This is a genomic window from Streptomyces sp. NBC_00328, from assembly GCF_036139655.1.
In the GTDB taxonomy this organism is placed as follows: Bacteria; Actinomycetota; Actinomycetes; order Streptomycetales; family Streptomycetaceae; genus Streptomyces.
In genome coordinates this window covers 1,889,726-1,907,109 of the sequence record NZ_CP108013.1, presented here as the reverse complement: position 1 = coordinate 1,907,109, position 17,384 = coordinate 1,889,726, and the positions used below count along the sequence as shown (strand labels likewise).

The following is a 17,384-nucleotide window of genomic DNA, read 5'->3' as shown; positions in this document are numbered from 1 at the left end:
CCATCGTCCACGCGCGCGTGCCGCCCTGAAGGGTTTCGGGATCAGATCCCGCGCGGCAGCCGCACGTAGGTGACGGTCGTCTCGATACCGCTGTCCACGAGCCGCCCCTGTGCGTCGAAGGCGCCCGTCCCGTCGGTCATCCCGAAGTCGTTGTCGTTGATGAGGGCGAGGGTGTCGTGGTCCACGCGCGCGACGCCCTCGATCTTGCCGGGCACCCCGGCGACGGTCCCCAGGTCGACGACCAGACGCTTCGCCGGCACCGGAACGCCGGCCGACGCCGGGTCGCCCAGCTGCTCCAGCGACGGCGACGTGGTGTCGCTGTCGTACGGGCCACCGAGGATGTTCGCGTCCCGGGTGAGCCGCACCGACTGCAGCCGGGCCGCCTTGTCGGTGCGCTCCTCCACGAGCAGCCGGTCGCCGCCGATGGCCACCACGGAGGAGATCTTCAGCTCGGACGTGTCGTCCTCGCTCGGGTCGACCACGTTCACCGGGTCGAAGCGGTACGCGTACTCGGCGGTCACGGCGTGCTTCCTGGGGGAGAAGCGCAGCAGCCTCGTCGTGCGCGACGCCTCGCCCGCCGCCGTGTCGGGCAGCGAGAGAGGGCTCTGCAGTGCCATCACGAGATCACCGTCGGGGAGCTGGGCGAGCCCTTCGAGACCGCGGTTGGTCTTGCGGTGGAGCAGCACGGCCGGCAGCGCCTCCACGACCGGGTAGTCCGTGCCGGTCAGCTTGAGGCCCTTGGGAACATAGCGCGTGAGGACCTTCCCGCGCGCGGAGACATGCACCAGCGACGGGCTGTACTCGTCGACCAGCCAGAACGAGCCGTCCTTCGCCCGCACGATGCCCTCGGTGTCCAGACCGTTCGCGTTGTACGCAAGGGAGGTCTGGGCGTCGTAGGAGTACGGCGCCTCGTCGCGTCCCGCCTGGTTGGACAGCCCGGTGACCGGCTTTCCCGACGATGTGGTGATCGGGATCGAGTCGATGACCTTCACGCTGTCACCGCACACCCGGATCCTCACGATCGCCGGGTCGAAGCCCGGGACCGGGAACGTCCGCCGCTTCGTGCCGGCCACCTTGATCTGGCCGTTGGGCCCCCGGTCGGTGACCGTCCAGAACTCGCCCTTGCGTCCGGCCGGGTAGATGTCGCTGCCGATGCCGCCGAGGTCGACACCGCGGTCGTCGCCCACGGTGCCGGGCAGCAGCGCGTTGCTGAACGTGCCGAGCGGGATGTTCCCGAGCGTCGAGGTGTGCGTCACGCGCGGCTGCGCCGGTCCGGACGTGGCGTCCGCGGTGCCGGCCATTACGAAGGCGGCCAGCACGGCGAGCGGCACGCCCAGGGTGACGGACCGGTGGATGCGGTGCTTGCCGGCGACATGCGGGGACATCAGGCCTCCTGAGCCACAACTTCGTTGACAGCGGCCAGAGTTGGCCTCGATGCCGAACGGATTGCGACGTGAGGGTGAACGCCGCGCGTCAACCAATGATCGGGTCTCCCTCGAACGCCGCGCGTCCAGTCATGATCCTGTGCACCGGGCCCGATGGCCCCGGTGCGCGGGGGCCACCCGGGGTCCTCTCAGGGTTGAGTAGGGGGTGCGCGTCAGGGACGTATCAGGGTCGCGGTCCGGAACCGTGGGACGCGGGGACCCGTTCTCAGGACAGAGAGCGCCAGCAGGCGCGGAGGAGGCGACACATGTCGAAGAACGCGAAGATCGCCGCAGGAGGTGTGGCGGTCGGCCTGATTCTGTGGATCTGGCTGCCCTGGTGGGCCGCCTTCCTGATCGTGCTGGGAGTTCCGGCGGCCGCGTATCTGGCGCTGGATCCCTCGCAGCGGCGCAGGCTGCGCCGTGTCACCCGTAAGGAGCTCGGCCGCTGAGGTGTGGCCGCCCGGAGCCAGATGTTCCGTCGGCGGTCCCTCCGGCTCTCGCTGTGGCCGGTGAGAGCCGGAGGGCCCGACGCGACTGACGCAGGGAAGCGGGCAAGGCCGCGTCACCGGGATTCCGTGTGACGCGGCCACTCAGCTCGGGCGCACCGCCATCTTGTCCAGGGCCTCCAGGAGGCCGGGCAGCTCCGGCCCGCGTCCGACGGGCAGAACCTCGCCGGGTTCCTCGTCGAGCAGGACGAAAGCGATGTCGTCGGTCCTGGCGACCAGTGACCAGCCGGGGCCGTCGGCGCGCAGGGTACGAGCGTCGCCCGTGGCGAAGGACGAGCGGACACGGCCCAGCGGGGGCGGTGTGTCCACGTACGAGCGGGCCTCGGCGAGAACGCGGCGGATCCCGGCACGGTTCACGCCCTTCTCGTCCTCGCCCTCCTTCCCGTCTCCGTCCTGGGAGTCCTGAGCGTCGTCAGAAGCGTTCTCGGCGCCCTCCGAGGACGCGAACTCGCTGTCGTCGATCTGGTCGCGCCACGTGGCCCACTGGAGCGCGATCTCGTCGGCGCCGAGGCGTCGCTGGGCCGGCCCCCAGGAGCTGGTGTCCGGCGGGCTGAGCGGAGGCCGCTCCGTGAGTTCGGCCGAGGGGTCGTGCGGAGCCGGCACCCCGGGGGCCGAGACGGCGACATCGAGGGGCCAGCCGGGCAGCGCGGCCACGACCGTCCGCTCGTCCGGCGACAGCTCGTGCTCCATCCCGCAGTCCCAGGACGCGATGGCGACGGCGACCAGGGAGACGTCGTCGATGACGACGGTCCAGCGCGCGCCCTCCCCGTCCTGGCCGAGCACCAGCCCGTACCCCTCCGCGAGAGGCGCGAGGTCGAGCGTCGCGCAGGCCTCCGGGTAGTCGTCACCGAGCACGCTGGGGAACTTCGCCGGTGTCAGCAACACCGCCGTCAGCACATACAGCGCGTCGTCGTCCCCGGTGGCGACGGCGTCTTCGTCCGTCCCGGCCATTCCAGCCTCCCGATCGCTCCATCTGTCGGCGCACCCTAAGCGACGGGAAGGCGCTTGTCACGGGCCCGAAACCCGTGTGGAGCTGCAGCTATCCGGCTGGACGGGGGCGAAACGCCCTCGCGGACCCGCCCTGTCAGGCCGCGGGCAGTCCGAGCAGGGTGCGGGCGACCGCCTGCGGCGACTCGTCGCGTTCGCGGGCGAGAGCGACAACGGCCCGGCAGGCCAGCTCGTTGACCCCGAAGGAGAGCGCCTCCGGCGACACCCAGGCGGCTGCCTCGTCGATCTGCTCCTGGTCGTCCTCCGCGTACGCGGCCACGTACACCGCGGCCGCCTCGAACAGGTTGTATGTGCGCTTTCTCTCTTTCCGGGCCGGCTCCCGCGCGGACCCCTCGGGCCGCTCGGCCGCGGTCCTGCGCCCGATGGAGCGGAGCCTGCCGAATATGCCGGACATCCGGTCACCATCCCCTGCGTGATCGCCGATCGTACGGTTGCTGCTACTCAACGTAGAGATGGAGCTGCGGCGGCAGAAGAGGGGCGGCCCGGTGAACCGGGATCCGGTGTCAGTGGCCGGCCGCGTCGAGGGAGTCGAGGGTGGTCCGCAGCCAGGCCAGTTCGGCCTGGCTGGTGGCCCGCGCGATGGTGAGGATGCCGCGCCGGAAGGGGTCGTCCAGCTCCTCGGCTCGCAATGGCCGGTCGCCGTCGTAGAAGAAGCTCGCGGGCTCCTCCAGGAAGGCCAGCCTGCGGCGCAGCACGGCGGCCTGCGCCTCGGGGTCCTGCAGATGTCTGAAGAAGGCGAGCACCGCGAACCAGCGGTTCTCGTCCGTGATGTCCCGCCGCGACGGCTCCGCGAGCCTGCGGCGCAGCTCGCGCCGGCCCTCCTCGGTGAGCGTCAGGACGTGACGGGGGGCGGCGACGGAGCCGGGCTGTGTGGCGCGTTCCAGCAGCTGCGCGTTCTCCAGCCGCTTGATCGCGGGATACAGCGTGCTCTCCGCCACCGGCTTCACGTGCCCCGTCAGCGCGGTGATGCGCTTTCGCAGCTCATAGCCGTGCAACGGGGCGTCGTACAGGAATCCGAGGATGGCCAGCTCCAGCATGACCACATTCTGCCGCACCAGCGTTGTACATCGCTCCATGCATACATCGGAACCGATGTATGCTCTTCGGGCTGTGGAAAACGAAGCAACTGCGACAGGGGAGAGCGTTATGCGGCAGGCGGAGTTCGACGGCAGGGGAAGCATGATCCGCTGGACGGAGGCGGCGGGCGGTGGACCCGCGCGCGTGTACGTGCACGGCCTGGGGTCGGCCTCGACGGTGTACAACGCCCACATCGCGGCCCGGCCCGAACTGGCGGGGCGGCGCACCTTGTTCGTCGACCTGCCCGGCCACGGCATCAGCGACCGGCCCGCCCGCTTCGGCTACACGCTGGAGGACCATGCCACCGCTCTGGCGGCAGCCCTGGAGGCGGCCCATGTCGCCGGGGCTGAACTCGTCGCGCACAGCATGGGCGGCTCCGTCGCGGTCGTGCTCGCCCATCGCCGCCCCGAGCTCGTCTCACGGCTCGTCCTGGTGGAGGCCAATCTCGATCCGCATCCCCCGGCCACCGCGGGGAGCAGCGGCATCACCTCCTATGAGGAGCACGACTATGTCGACAACGGCGGTCACGCGCGCGTGCTCGAAAAGATCGGCCCCCTCTGGGCCGCGACCATGCGACTGGCCGATCCACGCGCCCTGCACCGCTCGGCGACAGGACTCGCCCAGGGCAGCACCCCGACGATGCGTCAGATGCTCGTGGGACTGACGGCGGAGCGCGTCTTCCTTCAGGGCGAGCTCAGCGGTGAACTGCCGGGTGCCGATGGTCTGGAATCGGCGGGGGTGCGTGTCGTGACCGTGCCGGGTGCCGGACACAACATCATGTTCGACAACCCCGACGCGTTCGCGGCGGCCGTCGCCGGTACAGCCTGACGACTCATCACCGGACCCGGCCGGCGGTCGTCCCCGGTGGAGGGCCCGCGGTCTCCGGCGAAGGGCCGGCGGTCATACCCTGCGTGCGGCCAGCGCGAGGAAGCGGGCGTCCTCGTCCACGTACGAGGTCATGTCCCAGCCCGAAGCGGCCAGCAAGGGGCCCAGGTTGTGTTCGGCGCGCAGGTCGTCCGGAGAGATCTGCCGGCCCTGGCGGGCCGCGAGCGCAGCCCGGCCGATGGGGTGGAAGAGCGCCAGTGCGCCGCCGGGCCGCACCACCCGGGCCAACTCCACCAGATTCTCGGCGGGGTTCGGCAGGTGCGCGACGAGCCCGGCCGCGAACACCGCGTCCAGCGACTCGTCGCGCAGCGGCAGCGCGGTGACATCGGCCAGCAGCAGCCTCCCGTCGTGGTCCCGTCCGGCCCGGACCGCGGCCTCCAGCATGGCCGGGGTCAGATCGGCTCCCACGACCACTCCGGTGCCGCCGACGGCCGCTCGCAGCGGGGGCAGGGCGCGCCCGGTGCCGCAGCCCGCGTCGAGCACGCGGTCACCCGTGCGCAACCGCATACGGGCCACCGCTGCCGCGTAGGCGGGTCCGTCGTCGGGGAAACGGCTGTCCCAGTGGGCGGCGCGCGCGCCGAAGAACTCCTGGACGTGTGTGTGGTCGTCGCTCATGTGCCGCATGATCTCTCACCGACACGAAGGACGACGCGGTGCACATGTTCGAGCCTGTCGCGATCGCCCGGGCGCACACCTTCGTCACTTTGCAACAGCTTTCGAAACGCGCCCCAGTTGTGCGCCCCAGCGCGCACTAGCGTCCCGGGGTCATGGGACACCTGGACCACGCCGCCTTCGGCTGGCTGACCCCCGTACTGTCGTACGCGATGGCGTGCACAGGCTCCGCACTGGGCCTGCGCTGCACGGTCCGCGGACTCGACACCACCGGAAGGTCGCGCCGCAACTGGCTGCTCGCGGCTGCTTCCGCGATCGGCACCGGCATCTGGACGATGCACTTCGTGGCGATGCTGGGCTTCGGCGTCACGGGCACGCAGATCCGCTACAACGTGCCACTGACGATCCTCAGTCTGCTGGTCGCCATGGCCGTCGTCGGCGCGGGCCTCTTCGCCGTCGGCTACGGTCGCGACCGGCACCGCGCACTCGTCTTCGGCGGGCTCACCACCGGGGTCGGCGTGGCGAGCATGCACTACCTGGGAATGGCGGCACTGCGGCTGCACGGCCAGGTGCGCTACGACCCCGCACTCGTCGCCCTCTCCGTCGTGATCGCCGTGGTGGCGGCGACCGCCGCGCTGTGGGCCGCGCTCTCCATCAGGTCCCCCGCGGCGGTCGCCGCCGCCTCCCTCGTCATGGGCGGCGCGGTGAGCAGCATGCACTACACCGGAATGATGGCCGTGAGCGTACGCGTCACCCCCTCCGGCGTACCTCTGTCCGGTGCCACGGCGATGCAGTTCATCTTCCCCCTCGCCGTCGGCCTCGGCTCCTACCTCTTCCTGACAGCGGCCTTCGTCGCACTGTCCCCGATGTCCGGCCGAACCGAAGCGTCCCCGCCGGCCCGGCGCCCGGTGGAGGGCGCCGCCCGTTGACGCCGGTACCGGAGCCGCACGGCCCGGACGGCACGCCCCTAACCTCTCCGATCGAGGAGGCCATGCGTACACCCCGCAGGACCATCACAGCAGGCGCCCAGCCGCCGCCCCCGCGGCGGGGCCGGCGCGCGCACGCCGGTCCGCCGGCGGACGAGGGAGACCTTGGCGACCTCCTCGCCGGACCCTCGCCCGAAGCGCTCGCGCGCGCGGGACGGTGGCATGTCCGGCCCCGTACCGTCCGGGCCAAGATCGTCAGCCTGCTGATGGTGCCCATCGTCTCCTTGCTCGCCCTGTGGGCCTACGCCACCGTGAGCACGGCGCAGGACGTCGCGCGGCTGCGGCAGTCGCAGCGCGTGGACTCGACGGTCCGCGCCCCCGTGGACGCCGCGGTCGCCGCGCTCCAGGCCGAACGGGCGGAAGCCGTCCGCTACGCGACCGGCCCCGCCGCGTCGTCGCCGAGCGACTTCAGGGACCTCTCACGACTCACCGACCGCGCCGTGGCGAGGCTCCGCCTGGGAGACCACAACACCGTCGCCGACGGCGCGGACCTGCCGGCCGGAGTCGCCGGGCGCCTCGCCGCCTTCGTCGCCGACACGGAGCGACTGCGGGCGCTGCGCACCGGTGTGCTGGAGCGCCGTACCGGATGGGATGAGGCGTACGCCGAGTACACCAGGGCCATTTCGACGGCATTCGGAGTCGATGGAGCGCTCACCGGCATCTCCGGAACGGGCCTGCGCACGGACGCACGTGTCCTCCTCGAATTCTCCCGGGCGCGAGAGGCGCTCGCCCAGGAGGACGCCGTGCTCGGCGGGGCCCGGCTCGCCGGGACCCTCGACGGTGAACGGCTACGGCTGTTCACGGGGGCCGTGGACACGCGCCGTACTCTGACGGACGCCGCGACGCCGGACCTCGGCGGGCCCGAACGAACCGCCTGGAACGACCTCGTGCAGGGGAGCGCCTACGACGACGTGCGCGCCGTCGAGGACAAGGTGCTCCTCTCGCGCCCCGGCCGCAAGGCCCTCGATGCCGCGCCGGAGGCCGCCTGGAGCATCGCTCACGAGCGGGTGAGCGACGGAATGCGTACGGTCGAGGCCGACGCGGGCCGTCGCGCCACGGACGCGACCGACCCGCTCGGGCACGCCCTGCTCACCCCGGCCGGCGCCGCGGTCCTCTTCGGTCTCGCCGCCGTCATCGCCTCGCTGATCATCTCCGTACGCATCGGACGCGACCTCGTCGTCGAACTCGTGGGACTGCGCGACGGCGCCCTCGACATCGCCCGCCGGAAACTCCCCGAAGCCATGCGCAGGCTGCGCGCGGGAGAGCCGGTGGACGTCGACGACGAGGCCCCGCCGGGACGGCCCTCGGACGACGAGACCGGGCAGGTCGCCCAGGCGCTGAACACCGTGCACCGGGCCGCCCTGCGGGCCGCGGTCGAGCGCGCGGAGCTGGCCGGCGGCATCTCCGGAGTCTTCGTCAACCTGGCCCGGCGCAGCCAGGTACTCGTGCACCGCCAGCTGAATCTCCTGGACGCCATGGAGCGCAGGTCCGACGACCCGGACGAGCTGAGCGACCTGTTCCGCCTCGACCACCTCACCACGCGGATGCGCCGTCACGCGGAGAGCCTCATCATCCTTTCCGGAGCCGCGCCCGGACGGGCGTGGCGAAGGCCCGTCTCGCTCACGAACGTGGTCCGGGCGGCGGTCTCCGAAGTCGAGGACTACGCGCGCGTGGAGGTACGGCAACTCCCCGAGGCGGCCGTGGCCGGCGGAGCGGTCGCCGACCTCACCCATCTCCTGGCGGAACTCGTCGAGAACGCCGCCCAGTTCTCACCCCCGCACACCCGGGTGCGGATCACCGGCGAACCGGTCGCGAACGGCTACGCGATCGAGGTCGAGGACCGGGGACTGGGCATGGGCAAGGAGAGGATCGCCGAGGCCAACCTGCGTATCGAGCGGTCCGAGGCCCTCGACCTGTACGACAGCGACCGGCTGGGCCTCTTCGTGGTCAGCCGGCTCTCGGCCCGGCACGGCATCAAGGTGCACCTGCAGACCTCGCCCTACGGGGGTACGACCGCGGTCGTACTGCTGCCCACGGCACTGCTGCAGGACGGCCCGATGGAACGTTCCCTCCAGGAACACGACACGGACCTGCCGCCGGAGAGGGAGTACGCGCGCGTGCCGGTCGCCCCGGTGCGCGACGCCGTCCGGTCCGTCACCGATCGCCCCGCGCTGGTCCCACCGCGACCGAGGGCTTCCGAGGAGCCGGCGAACGGATCACGGGGAGCACCGCCCCAGGCGAACGGTACGAAGGAGACCGCGCTTTCGGGAGTGGCGCCGCTGCGCCTGCACCGCCCCGAGGAGGACTCCGCGGACTCCGGCGCACTTCCACGCCGGGTGCGCCAGGCGAACCTCGCCCCCCAACTGCGCGGACAGCGTTCCGACGAGCCGGCGGAACCCCCGGTGTCCCCGGAGGACGACGAGCGCACACCCGAACTCGTACGGGCGCGCATGGCCGCGTACCGGGCCGGATGGGCACGTGGCGGCGGCCGGTCCCCCGGCGCCGGAGCAACCGCCGGCCCCGAAGCGGGCGGCGACAGCAGCGAAGGAGACCCCTCATGATCCAGGACCCGAGCACGGGCAGCGCCCAGCGGTCCGGCGAACTCGACTGGCTGCTGGACGACATGGTGCTGCGTGTGACCGAAGTACGGCACGCCGTCGTGCTGTCGAACGATGGACTGGCGGTGGGCGCGTCCACCGCCCTGCGGCGCGAGGACGCCGAACACCTCGCGGCCGTCGCCTCCGGATTCCACAGCCTGGCCAAGGGAGCCGGCCGCCACTTCGGCGCGGGCGGGGTGCGCCAGACCATGGTGGAGATGGACGAGGGCTTCCTGTTCGTGGCCGCGGCGGGGGACGGCTCGTGCCTCGCCGTCCTGACCACCGCCACCGCCGACATCGGACTCGTGGCGTACGAGATGGCGCTTCTGGTCAAGCGTGTCGGCGAGCATCTCCACGCCCCGCCCCGGGTCGGCGCACAGCCGCCCGCGGCAGGATGACCGAGGACGGCCGGTACAGATGACCGAGGACGCACCGGGCACCCCGCCATTGCCGGGCAGCCAGTGGTACGACCAGGAGGCGGGCCCACTCGTCCGCCCCTACGCCGTGACGGGCGGGCGCACCAAAGCCGGCCCCGCCGGGACGCATTTCGATCTGATCGCCCTGGTCACGCTCGACAGGGCAGCGCCGGGAGCCGATGGGGACAGCTCGCTCGGCCCGGAGCACCGAACCCTGGTCGAACTGTGCCGTACAGAGACCCTGTCGGTCGCCGAACTGGCCGCGGGCACCGGCCTTCCCGTGGGCGTGGTCAGGGTGCTTCTGGGCGACCTCCTGGAACGCGGCTGCGTCATCGTCAGCCGGCCGGTGCCGCCCGCGTACCTGCCCGACGAACGAATCCTCCGCGAGGTGATCGAGGGGCTGAAGGCGCTCTAGACGATGAACATCGGTCGGTACAACGGCCCTTCGAGCTCACTCCTGGGCACGGAACGGGCGTGTTCCGGTCACAAGGGGCAATGTCCGGTCCAAGCCCGCCCGACGGAACCGTAGTTGTCATGATGCTGGCTTCGTTCACCCGTACCACACGCACCGATGCCGGCGGCCGCCGGCACTCCCGAGAGAAGTGATCCATGGTCTCCGAGCACTCCGACGCCACGGGTGGCGACCCGTCCGCCATGGCGCTGAAGATACTGGTCGCCGGCGGCTTCGGCGTCGGGAAGACCACCCTGGTGGGCGCGGTCAGTGAGATCCGGCCGCTGCGTACCGAGGAACTGCTGAGCGAGGCCGGCCGGTCCGTCGACGACACCGGGGACGTGGGCCAGAAGATCACCACGACCGTGGCGATGGACTTCGGACGCATCACCATCCGGTCCGGGCTCTCGCTCTATCTCTTCGGAACACCCGGTCAGGACCGCTTCTGGTTCCTGTGGGACGAGCTGTCGACGGGCGCTCTGGGTGCCGTCGTCCTCGCCGACACCCGACGGCTCGAGGACTGTTTCCCGGCGGTGGACTACTTCGAGCACCGCCGAATTCCCTTCGTGGTGGCGGTCAACTGCTTCCCGGAGGCTCGTACGTACGGCATCAAGGACGTCTCCCGCGCCCTCGACCTCGACCGCGGTACGCCGGTCGTCCTCTGCGACGCCCGCGACCGGGAATCCGGGAAGGAGGTGCTGATCCGGCTCGTCGAATACGCGGGGAGAGTGCACACCGCCCGGCTGCTCGAATCCGTCAGCTGAGGCTGCCCGTCATCCGGGTCGGCCCCGCCCGGCGCCACGGCTCACGTCTGCTCGTCGGCCATCTTCTCTGCCATGCCACCCATCCGCCTTGCCCGGACGGCGGCAGTGGGGAAGGGTTGCTGGTCGAATCCTCCGGCCAGGGGGGAATACCACACGGGGAGACCGGATCATGGAACAGAACACGGGACTCGGCTGGTTGCTGGACGACCTCACCGAGCGCGTCGAGCACGTTCGGCACGCGCTGGTGCTGTCCAACGACGGGCTGGTGACGGGCGCGAGCACAGGACTCCGACGCGAGGACGCGGAACACCTCGCCGCAGTCTCGTCGGGACTGCACAGCCTGGCCAAGGGCTCCGGCCGTCATTTCGGCGCCGGGCAGGTACGGCAGACGATGGTCGAATTCGACGACGCGGTGCTCTTCGTCACCGCGGCCGGCACGGGGAGCTGTCTGTCCGTCCTCAGCGGGGCGGAGGCGGACATCGGCCAGGTCGCCTACGAGATGACGTTGCTGGTGAACCGCGTCGGAGAACACCTTCGCGTGGACGCTCGACAGCCGGAAGGCAAGCCCGTTTCGGACCTCTGACGCGTAAATAGGTCCAGGTCAGGGGTTGTTTGGGCAGGGCTGGGTGTCCGGTGGCTGCAGAGGCTTGCGGGTGTTTGGTCGTGGGACGGTCAGGCTGTGGCTTCCGCGGGTTGAGGGTGACGGTGTAGCCGAGCTGGTTGAGGACGTCGATCGCGCGGCGGGTGGCGCGTTCGGGGTCGCGCTGGGTGAAGTAGGCGCCGCCGAGCTCGCGGTGGATGACGTTGTCGGTGAGCATGTGCCAGATCACGGTGATGATCGAGTGCTCGACGGCGACCAGGGCCCCGAGCGAGCCGCGGCGGGCGGCGATCCGCTTGTAACGGACTTGCAGGCAGGTTCCTTTGGTCCTCACCGCGCCGAACGCCGCGAGCCCGAGTGTTCCCTTCAGGTAGGGATTGCCGGGGCGGACCCTGGTGCTCTTGGTGCGGCCGGCGGACTCGTGGTGGCCGGGGCAGACCCCGGCCCAGGAGGCGAGGTGCCGGGCGGAGGCGAACCGGGCCGTGTCGCCGCCGGTCTCCGCGACGATCACCTCGGCGACCGCGCGGTTGATCCCGGGGATGGCGTCGAGCAGGTCGAGGGCGCCTCGAAAGGAGCCCTCGCCTCCTCGATCCGCACATCCAGTTGCCCGACCGCATCCGTGAGCTGGTCGTAGTGGGCCAGGTGCAGCCGGACCAGGAAGGCGTGATGATCGCGGAAGCGGCCGGTCAGGGCCTCGGCGAGTTCGGGGATCTTGTTGCGGAGCTTGCGTTTGGCCAGCTCCGCGAGGGTCTGCGGTTCGCGTTCGCCCAAGACGAGAGCCTCCAGCATGGCCCGGCCGGAGACGCCCATGATGTCGGAGGCGACCGCGGCGAGTTTGATCCCGGTGTCCTCCAGCAGCTTCTCCAGGCGCTGGACGATCTGGCCGCGCTCACGGGTGAGCTGGGTTCGGGCGCGGGTCGGATCCCGCAGTTCACGCACGGGCTGGTCGGGCACGAACGACGGCCTGACCAGCCCGTGGGCACCGAGCCGGGCGAGCCAGGCCACATCGAAGACGTCGGTCTTACGGCCGGGCAGGTTCTTGACCTGCCGAGCGTTGACCAGGACCACGGCCAAGTCCTCGCACAGCAGGTGGTGGAACGGCTTCCAGTAGTCGCTGGTTGCCTCGATCACCACCAGGGTGACCTCGGCGGCTAGCAGGTGATCCCGCAGCGCGAGGACCGCGTTCGTCATCGAACCCCACGTCGTGATCTCGGTGCTGAACGACCCCCGCCGTTTCGTACTCGGCGTGCGAACACACACCTCGGCATCCTTCTTGCTGATGTCCACACCAGCGCAGCGTTCGTGCAGTTCCCGTGGACGGCCCTCAGCGCCACGCTGACCTGCGAGCTCACCGGCATCACAGAGACATCGGCTTCGTCCGGAACGAACCCCTCCAGCGTCCCGGACCGACATCACCCCATGTCAGGGCAGACAGAAGCACCTTCGGCGCGTGCCACGGGATTTACCACGCCCCCGGCACGCACCGAAGGTGCGCTGGTTCGCTGACCTGCAGAGACTGTGCCGGGGCTGAGGTTTTCCACAGGCTCGCCACGAAGTCCGACAAGCCGGATACGGTTTTTCCCGAGGCGAGCGCACACCGGCGCGAGCCTCCCACACCTCAGGGGAGACCGTCATGTCCGGAACCACCGTCACACAGTCCGCCACCCTCTCGCTCAGCCGGGCCGCACGGGAACTGGAGCTCAGGCGGGGCGAGTTCGACCTGGCCCTGAACCTCGGCTGTGTGCGCTCGGTGCCCGACGAGGGAGGCGGGGGACGCCGGATCCCACGCGCGGAGATCCACCGAGTGCGAGCCGAATCCGGGTTCCCGGAAGCGCTGCGCGAGCGGATCAAGGCCGTCGGCACCACGGAGGGCGCCGCCCTCGTGGGCGTGACGAACGCCCGCTTCACCCGCCTCGCACGCCTGGGACTGGTGGTGCCGGTCAAGGTCTACCTCAACCGCTACAGGATGGTCGTCTGGCTCTACCTCGCCGCGGAACTACGGCAGTTCGCGACCGACGAGCACAACGCGCCGCTCCTGAGCGGCCGGACACCGGAAGCCCTTCGGGACCAGCTGAGCGAAGGACTGGACCTTCGCCCCCGCAACTGGCGTGGCCGCCACCTGGGGTTCCTGCTGAGGCAGACACAGGATCCCTGGGCCCGTGCCGCGGTGGTGGCGTCCCTGCTCGACCCCGTCCACGTGGCCGAGGTCGTCAAGGATCCCTACGAGCGCGCACATCTCAACCGCCTTCGTCCCGCGCCTGTTTCACAGGCCGCACCGGACTCGCCCGGAGCGCTGATCGTCGAACGCATCACAACGGCGGACGACCCGGACGAGATCGGCTGGCTGAGGGCCGACCTGGGGCAGAGCGTTCTGGAAGCCAGGGAGGACCGCCCCGTGCCCCGTCCGGCACCGGACCCCTCGACCGTCCCGGCGCCGGCCCCGGCACACGCGTCGTCGCCAAGCCGGCCGGCCGCGGCTCCACCGGCGGCCGCCCGGCTCTCACCGACCGGTGCTCCGCGCGCCGTGCGAGAGCGCCTCACCGCCACGGACGCCCCGCTCACGCCGCCGGAGTCCGCGCGGTCGCGGAAGCTGCTCGCATGGCTGCGCCGAAGGAGCCCGGACGAGTCCGCCTACAGCGCTCTGAACAGTCCCTCCTGCACGACCGAGACGAGCAGGCGTCCTTCGAGGTCGTAGATGCGCCCGCGGGCCAGACCACGGCCGCCCGTCGCGATCGGTGACTCCTGGTCGTACAGGAACCACTCGTCCGCGCGGAACGGCCGGTGGAACCACATGGCGTGGTCCAGCGACGCCATGTCGAAACCGCGCGGTCCCCACAACGGCTCCACCGGGATCCGGACGGCGTCCAGGAGCGTCATGTCGCTCGCGTAGGTGAGGGCACAGGTGTGCACGAGCGGGTCGTCACCCAGCGGCCCGACAGCACGCATCCATACGGCGCTGCGCGGCTCGGCGTCCTTGGTCTCCTCGGGCGTCCAGCGCAGCCGGTCCACATAGCGGATGTCGAACGGCTGGCGCCGTGCCATGCGTTCCAGCGTTTCGGGCAGAGCGCCCAGATGCTCCTTGATCTCCTGCGTCACCGTCGGCAGGGACTCGGGATCCGGCACCTCGCGGGCCGGCGGCAGCTGGTGCTCGAAGCTCCCTTCCTCGGGCTTGTGAAAGGAGGCGGTCAGATTGAAGATCGTGCGGCCCTGCTGCACGGCGGTGACGCGCCGTGTGGTGAACGACCGTCCGTCCCGCACCCGTTCGACCTGGTACACGATCGGGACGCCGGGCCGGCCAGGACGCAGGAAGTACGCGTGCAGCGAGTGCACCGGCCGGTCGCCCTCCGTGGTGCGGCCGGCGGCGACCAGCGCCTGGCCTGCGACCTGGCCGCCGAAGACCCGCTGCAGCGACTCCTGCGGGCTGAGGCCGCGGAAGATGTTGACCTCGATCTGCTCCAGGTCGAGCAGGTCGACGAGCCTTTCGGCCGGGTTCGTCATCGGTGGGATTCTCCTGTGCTCACAGCTGTCCGACGTCGGTGACCTTGACGATGGCACGGCCCTCGGCGTCCGAGGCCGTGAGGTCGACCTCCGCGCTGATGCCCCAGTCGTGGTCGCCGTTCGGGTCCGCGAAGGTCTGACGGACGCGCCACAGACCGTTCTGCGGCTCCTCCACGATCGAGAGCAGCTTGGGGCCACGGGCGTCGGGACCGGTACCGAGGTCCTCGTACTCGTCCCAGTACTTGTCCATGGCCTCGCCCCACGCGTCGGCGTCCCAACCGGAGTCGCCGTCCAGCTCGCCGAGTTCGTCGACGTTGTCCAGAGCGGCCAGCTCGACCCTGCGGAACATCGCGTTGCGGACGAGGACACGGAAAGCTCGGGCGTTCGAGGTGACCGGCTTGACCTGGTCGGCCTTCTCCTGAGCCTCCTCGGCCGTCATCACCTCGGGGTTGGCGAGCTGTTCCCACTCGTCGAGCAGGCTGGAGTCGACCTGTCGCACCATCTCGCCCAGCCAGGCGATCAGGTCCTCCAGGTCCTCGGACTTCAGGTCGTCCGGGATGGTGTGCTCGAGGGCCTTGTAGGCGCTGGCCAGGTAACGCAGGACGATGCCCTCGGTGCGGGCGAGTTCGTAGAAGGAGACGAACTCCGTGAAGGACATGGCCCGTTCGTACATGTCACGGATGACGGACTTCGGCGACAGCGGGTGGTCGCCGACCCACGGATGGCTCTTGCGGTAGGTGTTGTACGCGTGGAAGAGCAGTTCCTCCAGCGGCTTGGGGTACGTCACGTCCTGGAGCCGCTCCATGCGCTCCTCGTACTCGACGCCGTCGGACTTCATCGCGGCCACGGCCTCACCACGGGCCTTGTTCTGCTGGGCCGCGAGGATCTGCCGCGGTTCGTCCAGCGTGGACTCCACGACGGACACCATGTCGAGGGCGTACGACGGGGAGTCGGGGTCCAGCAGGTCGAAGGCGGCGAGCGCGAACGTCGACAGGGGCTGGTTCAGCGCGAAGTCCTGCTGGAGATCGACGGTGAGCCGCACGACGCGGCCCGTCGGGTCGGGCTCGTCGAGCTTCTCCACGATGCCGCCGTCGAGCAGCGAGCGGTAGATCGCGATGGCCCGGCGGATGTGCCGCAGCTGCTGCTTGCGCGGCTCGTGGTTGTCCTCCAGCAGATGCCGCATCGCCTCGAAGGCGTTGCCGGGCCGTGCGATCACCGAGAGCAGCATCGTGTGCGTCACGCGGAAGCGCGAGGTCAGCGGCTCGGGATCGGAGGCGATCAGCTTCTCGAAGGTGTTGTCGGTCCAGCCCACGAAGCCCTCGGGAGCCTTCTTGCGCACCACCTTGCGGCGCTTCTTCGGGTCGTCGCCCGCCTTGGCGAGCGACTTCTCGTTCTCGATGACGTGCTCCGGCGCCTGAGCGACGACGTAGCCCGCCGTGTCGAAGCCCGCGCGTCCGGCCCGTCCCGCGATCTGGTGGAACTCGCGGGCGCGCAGCGTGCGCACCCGAGTGCCGTCGTACTTCGTGAGCGCGGTGAACAGCACCGTGCGGATGGGGACGTTGACGCCGACACCGAGCGTGTCCGTGCCGCAGATGACCTTCAGGAGACCGGCCTGGGCCAGCTTCTCCACCAGTCGCCGGTACTTGGGCAGCATGCCGGCGTGGTGCACACCGATGCCGTGGCGTACGTAGCGGGAGAGGTTTTGGCCGAACTTGGTGGTGAACCGGAAGTTGCCGATGAGCTCGGCGATCTGGTCCTTCTCCGCACGCGTGCACATGTTGATGCTCATCAGCGCCTGCGCCCGTTCCACGGCCTGCGCCTGGGTGAAGTGCACGATGTAGACCGGGGCCTGCTTGGTGGCGAGCAGCTCGGTGAGGGTCTCCGTCAGCGGAGTGAGCACGTACTCGTAGGAGAGCGGGACGGGCCGGGTCGCCGAGCGGACCACAGTCGTGGGCCGGCCGGTGCGGCGCGTGAGGTCCTTCTCGAACATCGAGACGTCGCCGAGGGTCGCCGACATCAGGATGAACTGCGCCTGCGGAAGCTCCAGGATCGGGATCTGCCAGGCCCAGCCCCGGTCGCCCTCGGCGTAGAAGTGGAACTCGTCCATGACGACCTGACCGACATCGGCGTGTTTGCCGTCCCTCAGCGCGATGGACGCGAGGACCTCGGCGGTGCAGCAGATGACCGGAGCGTCGGCGTTCACGGAGGCGTCGCCGGTGAGCATGCCGACGTTCTCGGTGCCGAACATCTTGCAGAGCTCGAAGAACTTCTCCGAGACGAGCGCCTTGATCGGCGCCGTGTAGAAGGTGACCTCGTCCCGGGCGAGCGCGGCGAAGTGCGCACCCGCGGCGATCATGCTCTTGCCCGAGCCGGTGGGCGTCGAGACGATCACGTTCGCACCCGAGACAACCTCGATCAGCGCCTCCTCCTGATGGGGGTAGAGGGTGAGACCGCGTTCCCCGGCCCACGACTCGAAGGCTTCGTAGAGGGCGTCGGGGTCTGCGGTCTGCGGCAGCTGATCGATAAGGGTCACGCCCCCATCTTGCCTGTCGATGCACGTGA

General features: G+C 70.4%; 16 protein-coding genes and 1 pseudogene. 9 read left to right on the top strand and 8 right to left on the bottom strand.

Annotated features, from left to right (window positions below; genetic code table 11):
• Positions 1–41: 41 nt before the first annotated feature.
• Complete coding sequence (locus OG485_RS08215; protein WP_328665384.1) at positions 42–1,385, bottom strand: esterase-like activity of phytase family protein; 1,344 nt, start codon at positions 1,383–1,385, stop codon at positions 42–44.
• A gap of 305 nt (positions 1,386–1,690) precedes the next feature.
• Between OG485_RS08215 and OG485_RS08210 the strand changes: the two genes are divergently transcribed.
• Positions 1,691–1,873 carry a hypothetical protein gene (locus OG485_RS08210; protein WP_103553378.1) on the top strand — a complete coding sequence of 61 codons (183 nt, stop codon included), beginning with the start codon at positions 1,691–1,693 and terminating at the stop codon, positions 1,871–1,873.
• Positions 1,874–2,014: 141 nt separating this feature from the next.
• Here the strand turns inward: OG485_RS08210 and OG485_RS08205 are convergent, their stop codons facing one another.
• The 3 genes from OG485_RS08205 to OG485_RS08195 form a co-directional block, all read right to left on the bottom strand.
• Positions 2,015–2,881 (bottom strand): hypothetical protein, encoded by an 867-nt coding sequence (locus OG485_RS08205; RefSeq protein WP_328665378.1) that lies wholly within the window; start codon positions 2,879–2,881, stop codon positions 2,015–2,017.
• A 133-nt stretch (positions 2,882–3,014) separates the two neighbouring features.
• On the bottom strand, positions 3,015–3,332 hold the full coding sequence (locus OG485_RS08200; RefSeq protein ID WP_328665375.1) for a hypothetical protein: 318 nt from the start codon (positions 3,330–3,332) through the stop codon (positions 3,015–3,017).
• Between the two features lie 109 nt (positions 3,333–3,441).
• Positions 3,442–3,975: a PadR family transcriptional regulator gene (locus OG485_RS08195; RefSeq protein ID WP_328674280.1), complete on the bottom strand. Its 534-nt coding sequence runs from the start codon at positions 3,973–3,975 to the stop codon at positions 3,442–3,444.
• A 109-nt stretch (positions 3,976–4,084) separates the two neighbouring features.
• Between OG485_RS08195 and OG485_RS08190 the strand changes: the two genes are divergently transcribed.
• Complete coding sequence (locus tag OG485_RS08190; protein ID WP_328665374.1) at positions 4,085–4,843, top strand: alpha/beta fold hydrolase; 759 nt, start codon at positions 4,085–4,087, stop codon at positions 4,841–4,843.
• A 72-nt stretch (positions 4,844–4,915) separates the two neighbouring features.
• Here OG485_RS08190 and OG485_RS08185 read toward each other — a convergent pair whose 3' ends face one another.
• Positions 4,916–5,524 carry a class I SAM-dependent methyltransferase gene (locus tag OG485_RS08185; RefSeq protein WP_328665373.1) on the bottom strand — a complete coding sequence of 203 codons (609 nt, stop codon included), beginning with the start codon at positions 5,522–5,524 and terminating at the stop codon, positions 4,916–4,918.
• Between the two features lie 143 nt (positions 5,525–5,667).
• On the opposite strand from OG485_RS08185, the gene OG485_RS08180 reads away from it, so the two are divergent.
• From OG485_RS08180 to OG485_RS08155, 6 genes are all read left to right on the top strand, one after another.
• Positions 5,668–6,441, top strand: coding sequence for an MHYT domain-containing protein (locus tag OG485_RS08180; protein WP_328665371.1), 774 nt, complete (start codon positions 5,668–5,670; stop codon positions 6,439–6,441).
• 62 nt (positions 6,442–6,503) lie between these two features.
• Entirely contained in the window at positions 6,504–9,059 is a 2,556-nt protein-coding gene (locus OG485_RS08175) for a sensor histidine kinase (RefSeq protein ID WP_328665369.1), read from the top strand.
• Positions 9,056–9,493 carry a roadblock/LC7 domain-containing protein gene (locus tag OG485_RS08170; protein WP_326789255.1) on the top strand — a complete coding sequence of 146 codons (438 nt, stop codon included), beginning with the start codon at positions 9,056–9,058 and terminating at the stop codon, positions 9,491–9,493. Before OG485_RS08175 ends, OG485_RS08170 begins: the two co-directional genes overlap by 4 nt.
• 19 nt (positions 9,494–9,512) lie before the next feature.
• The gene (locus tag OG485_RS08165) at positions 9,513–9,926 is read left to right on the top strand and encodes a DUF742 domain-containing protein (protein ID WP_328665365.1); all 414 of its coding nucleotides are present in this window, start codon (positions 9,513–9,515) and stop codon (positions 9,924–9,926) included.
• Between the two features lie 194 nt (positions 9,927–10,120).
• Positions 10,121–10,726 carry a GTP-binding protein gene (locus OG485_RS08160; RefSeq protein WP_328665363.1) on the top strand — a complete coding sequence of 202 codons (606 nt, stop codon included), beginning with the start codon at positions 10,121–10,123 and terminating at the stop codon, positions 10,724–10,726.
• 169 nt (positions 10,727–10,895) lie between these two features.
• Entirely contained in the window at positions 10,896–11,309 is a 414-nt protein-coding gene (locus OG485_RS08155) for a roadblock/LC7 domain-containing protein (RefSeq protein WP_328665361.1), read from the top strand.
• A gap of 106 nt (positions 11,310–11,415) precedes the next feature.
• Here the strand turns inward: OG485_RS08155 and OG485_RS08150 are convergent.
• Positions 11,416–12,632: pseudogene (locus OG485_RS08150) on the bottom strand (IS110 family transposase); the annotation flags it as partial.
• 325 nt (positions 12,633–12,957) lie between these two features.
• Between OG485_RS08150 and OG485_RS08145 the strand changes: the two are divergent.
• Complete coding sequence (locus OG485_RS08145; protein ID WP_328665360.1) at positions 12,958–14,019, top strand: DUF6397 family protein; 1,062 nt, start codon at positions 12,958–12,960, stop codon at positions 14,017–14,019.
• Here OG485_RS08145 and OG485_RS08140 read toward each other — a convergent pair.
• On the bottom strand, positions 13,956–14,822 hold the full coding sequence (locus OG485_RS08140; protein ID WP_328455147.1) for an acyl-CoA thioesterase: 867 nt from the start codon (positions 14,820–14,822) through the stop codon (positions 13,956–13,958). The two genes, OG485_RS08145 and OG485_RS08140, sit on opposite strands and share 64 nt — an antisense overlap.
• A gap of 19 nt (positions 14,823–14,841) precedes the next feature.
• Positions 14,842–17,355, bottom strand: coding sequence for a DEAD/DEAH box helicase (locus OG485_RS08135; RefSeq protein WP_328665356.1), 2,514 nt, complete (start codon positions 17,353–17,355; stop codon positions 14,842–14,844).
• Positions 17,356–17,384: the final 29 nt, after the last annotated feature.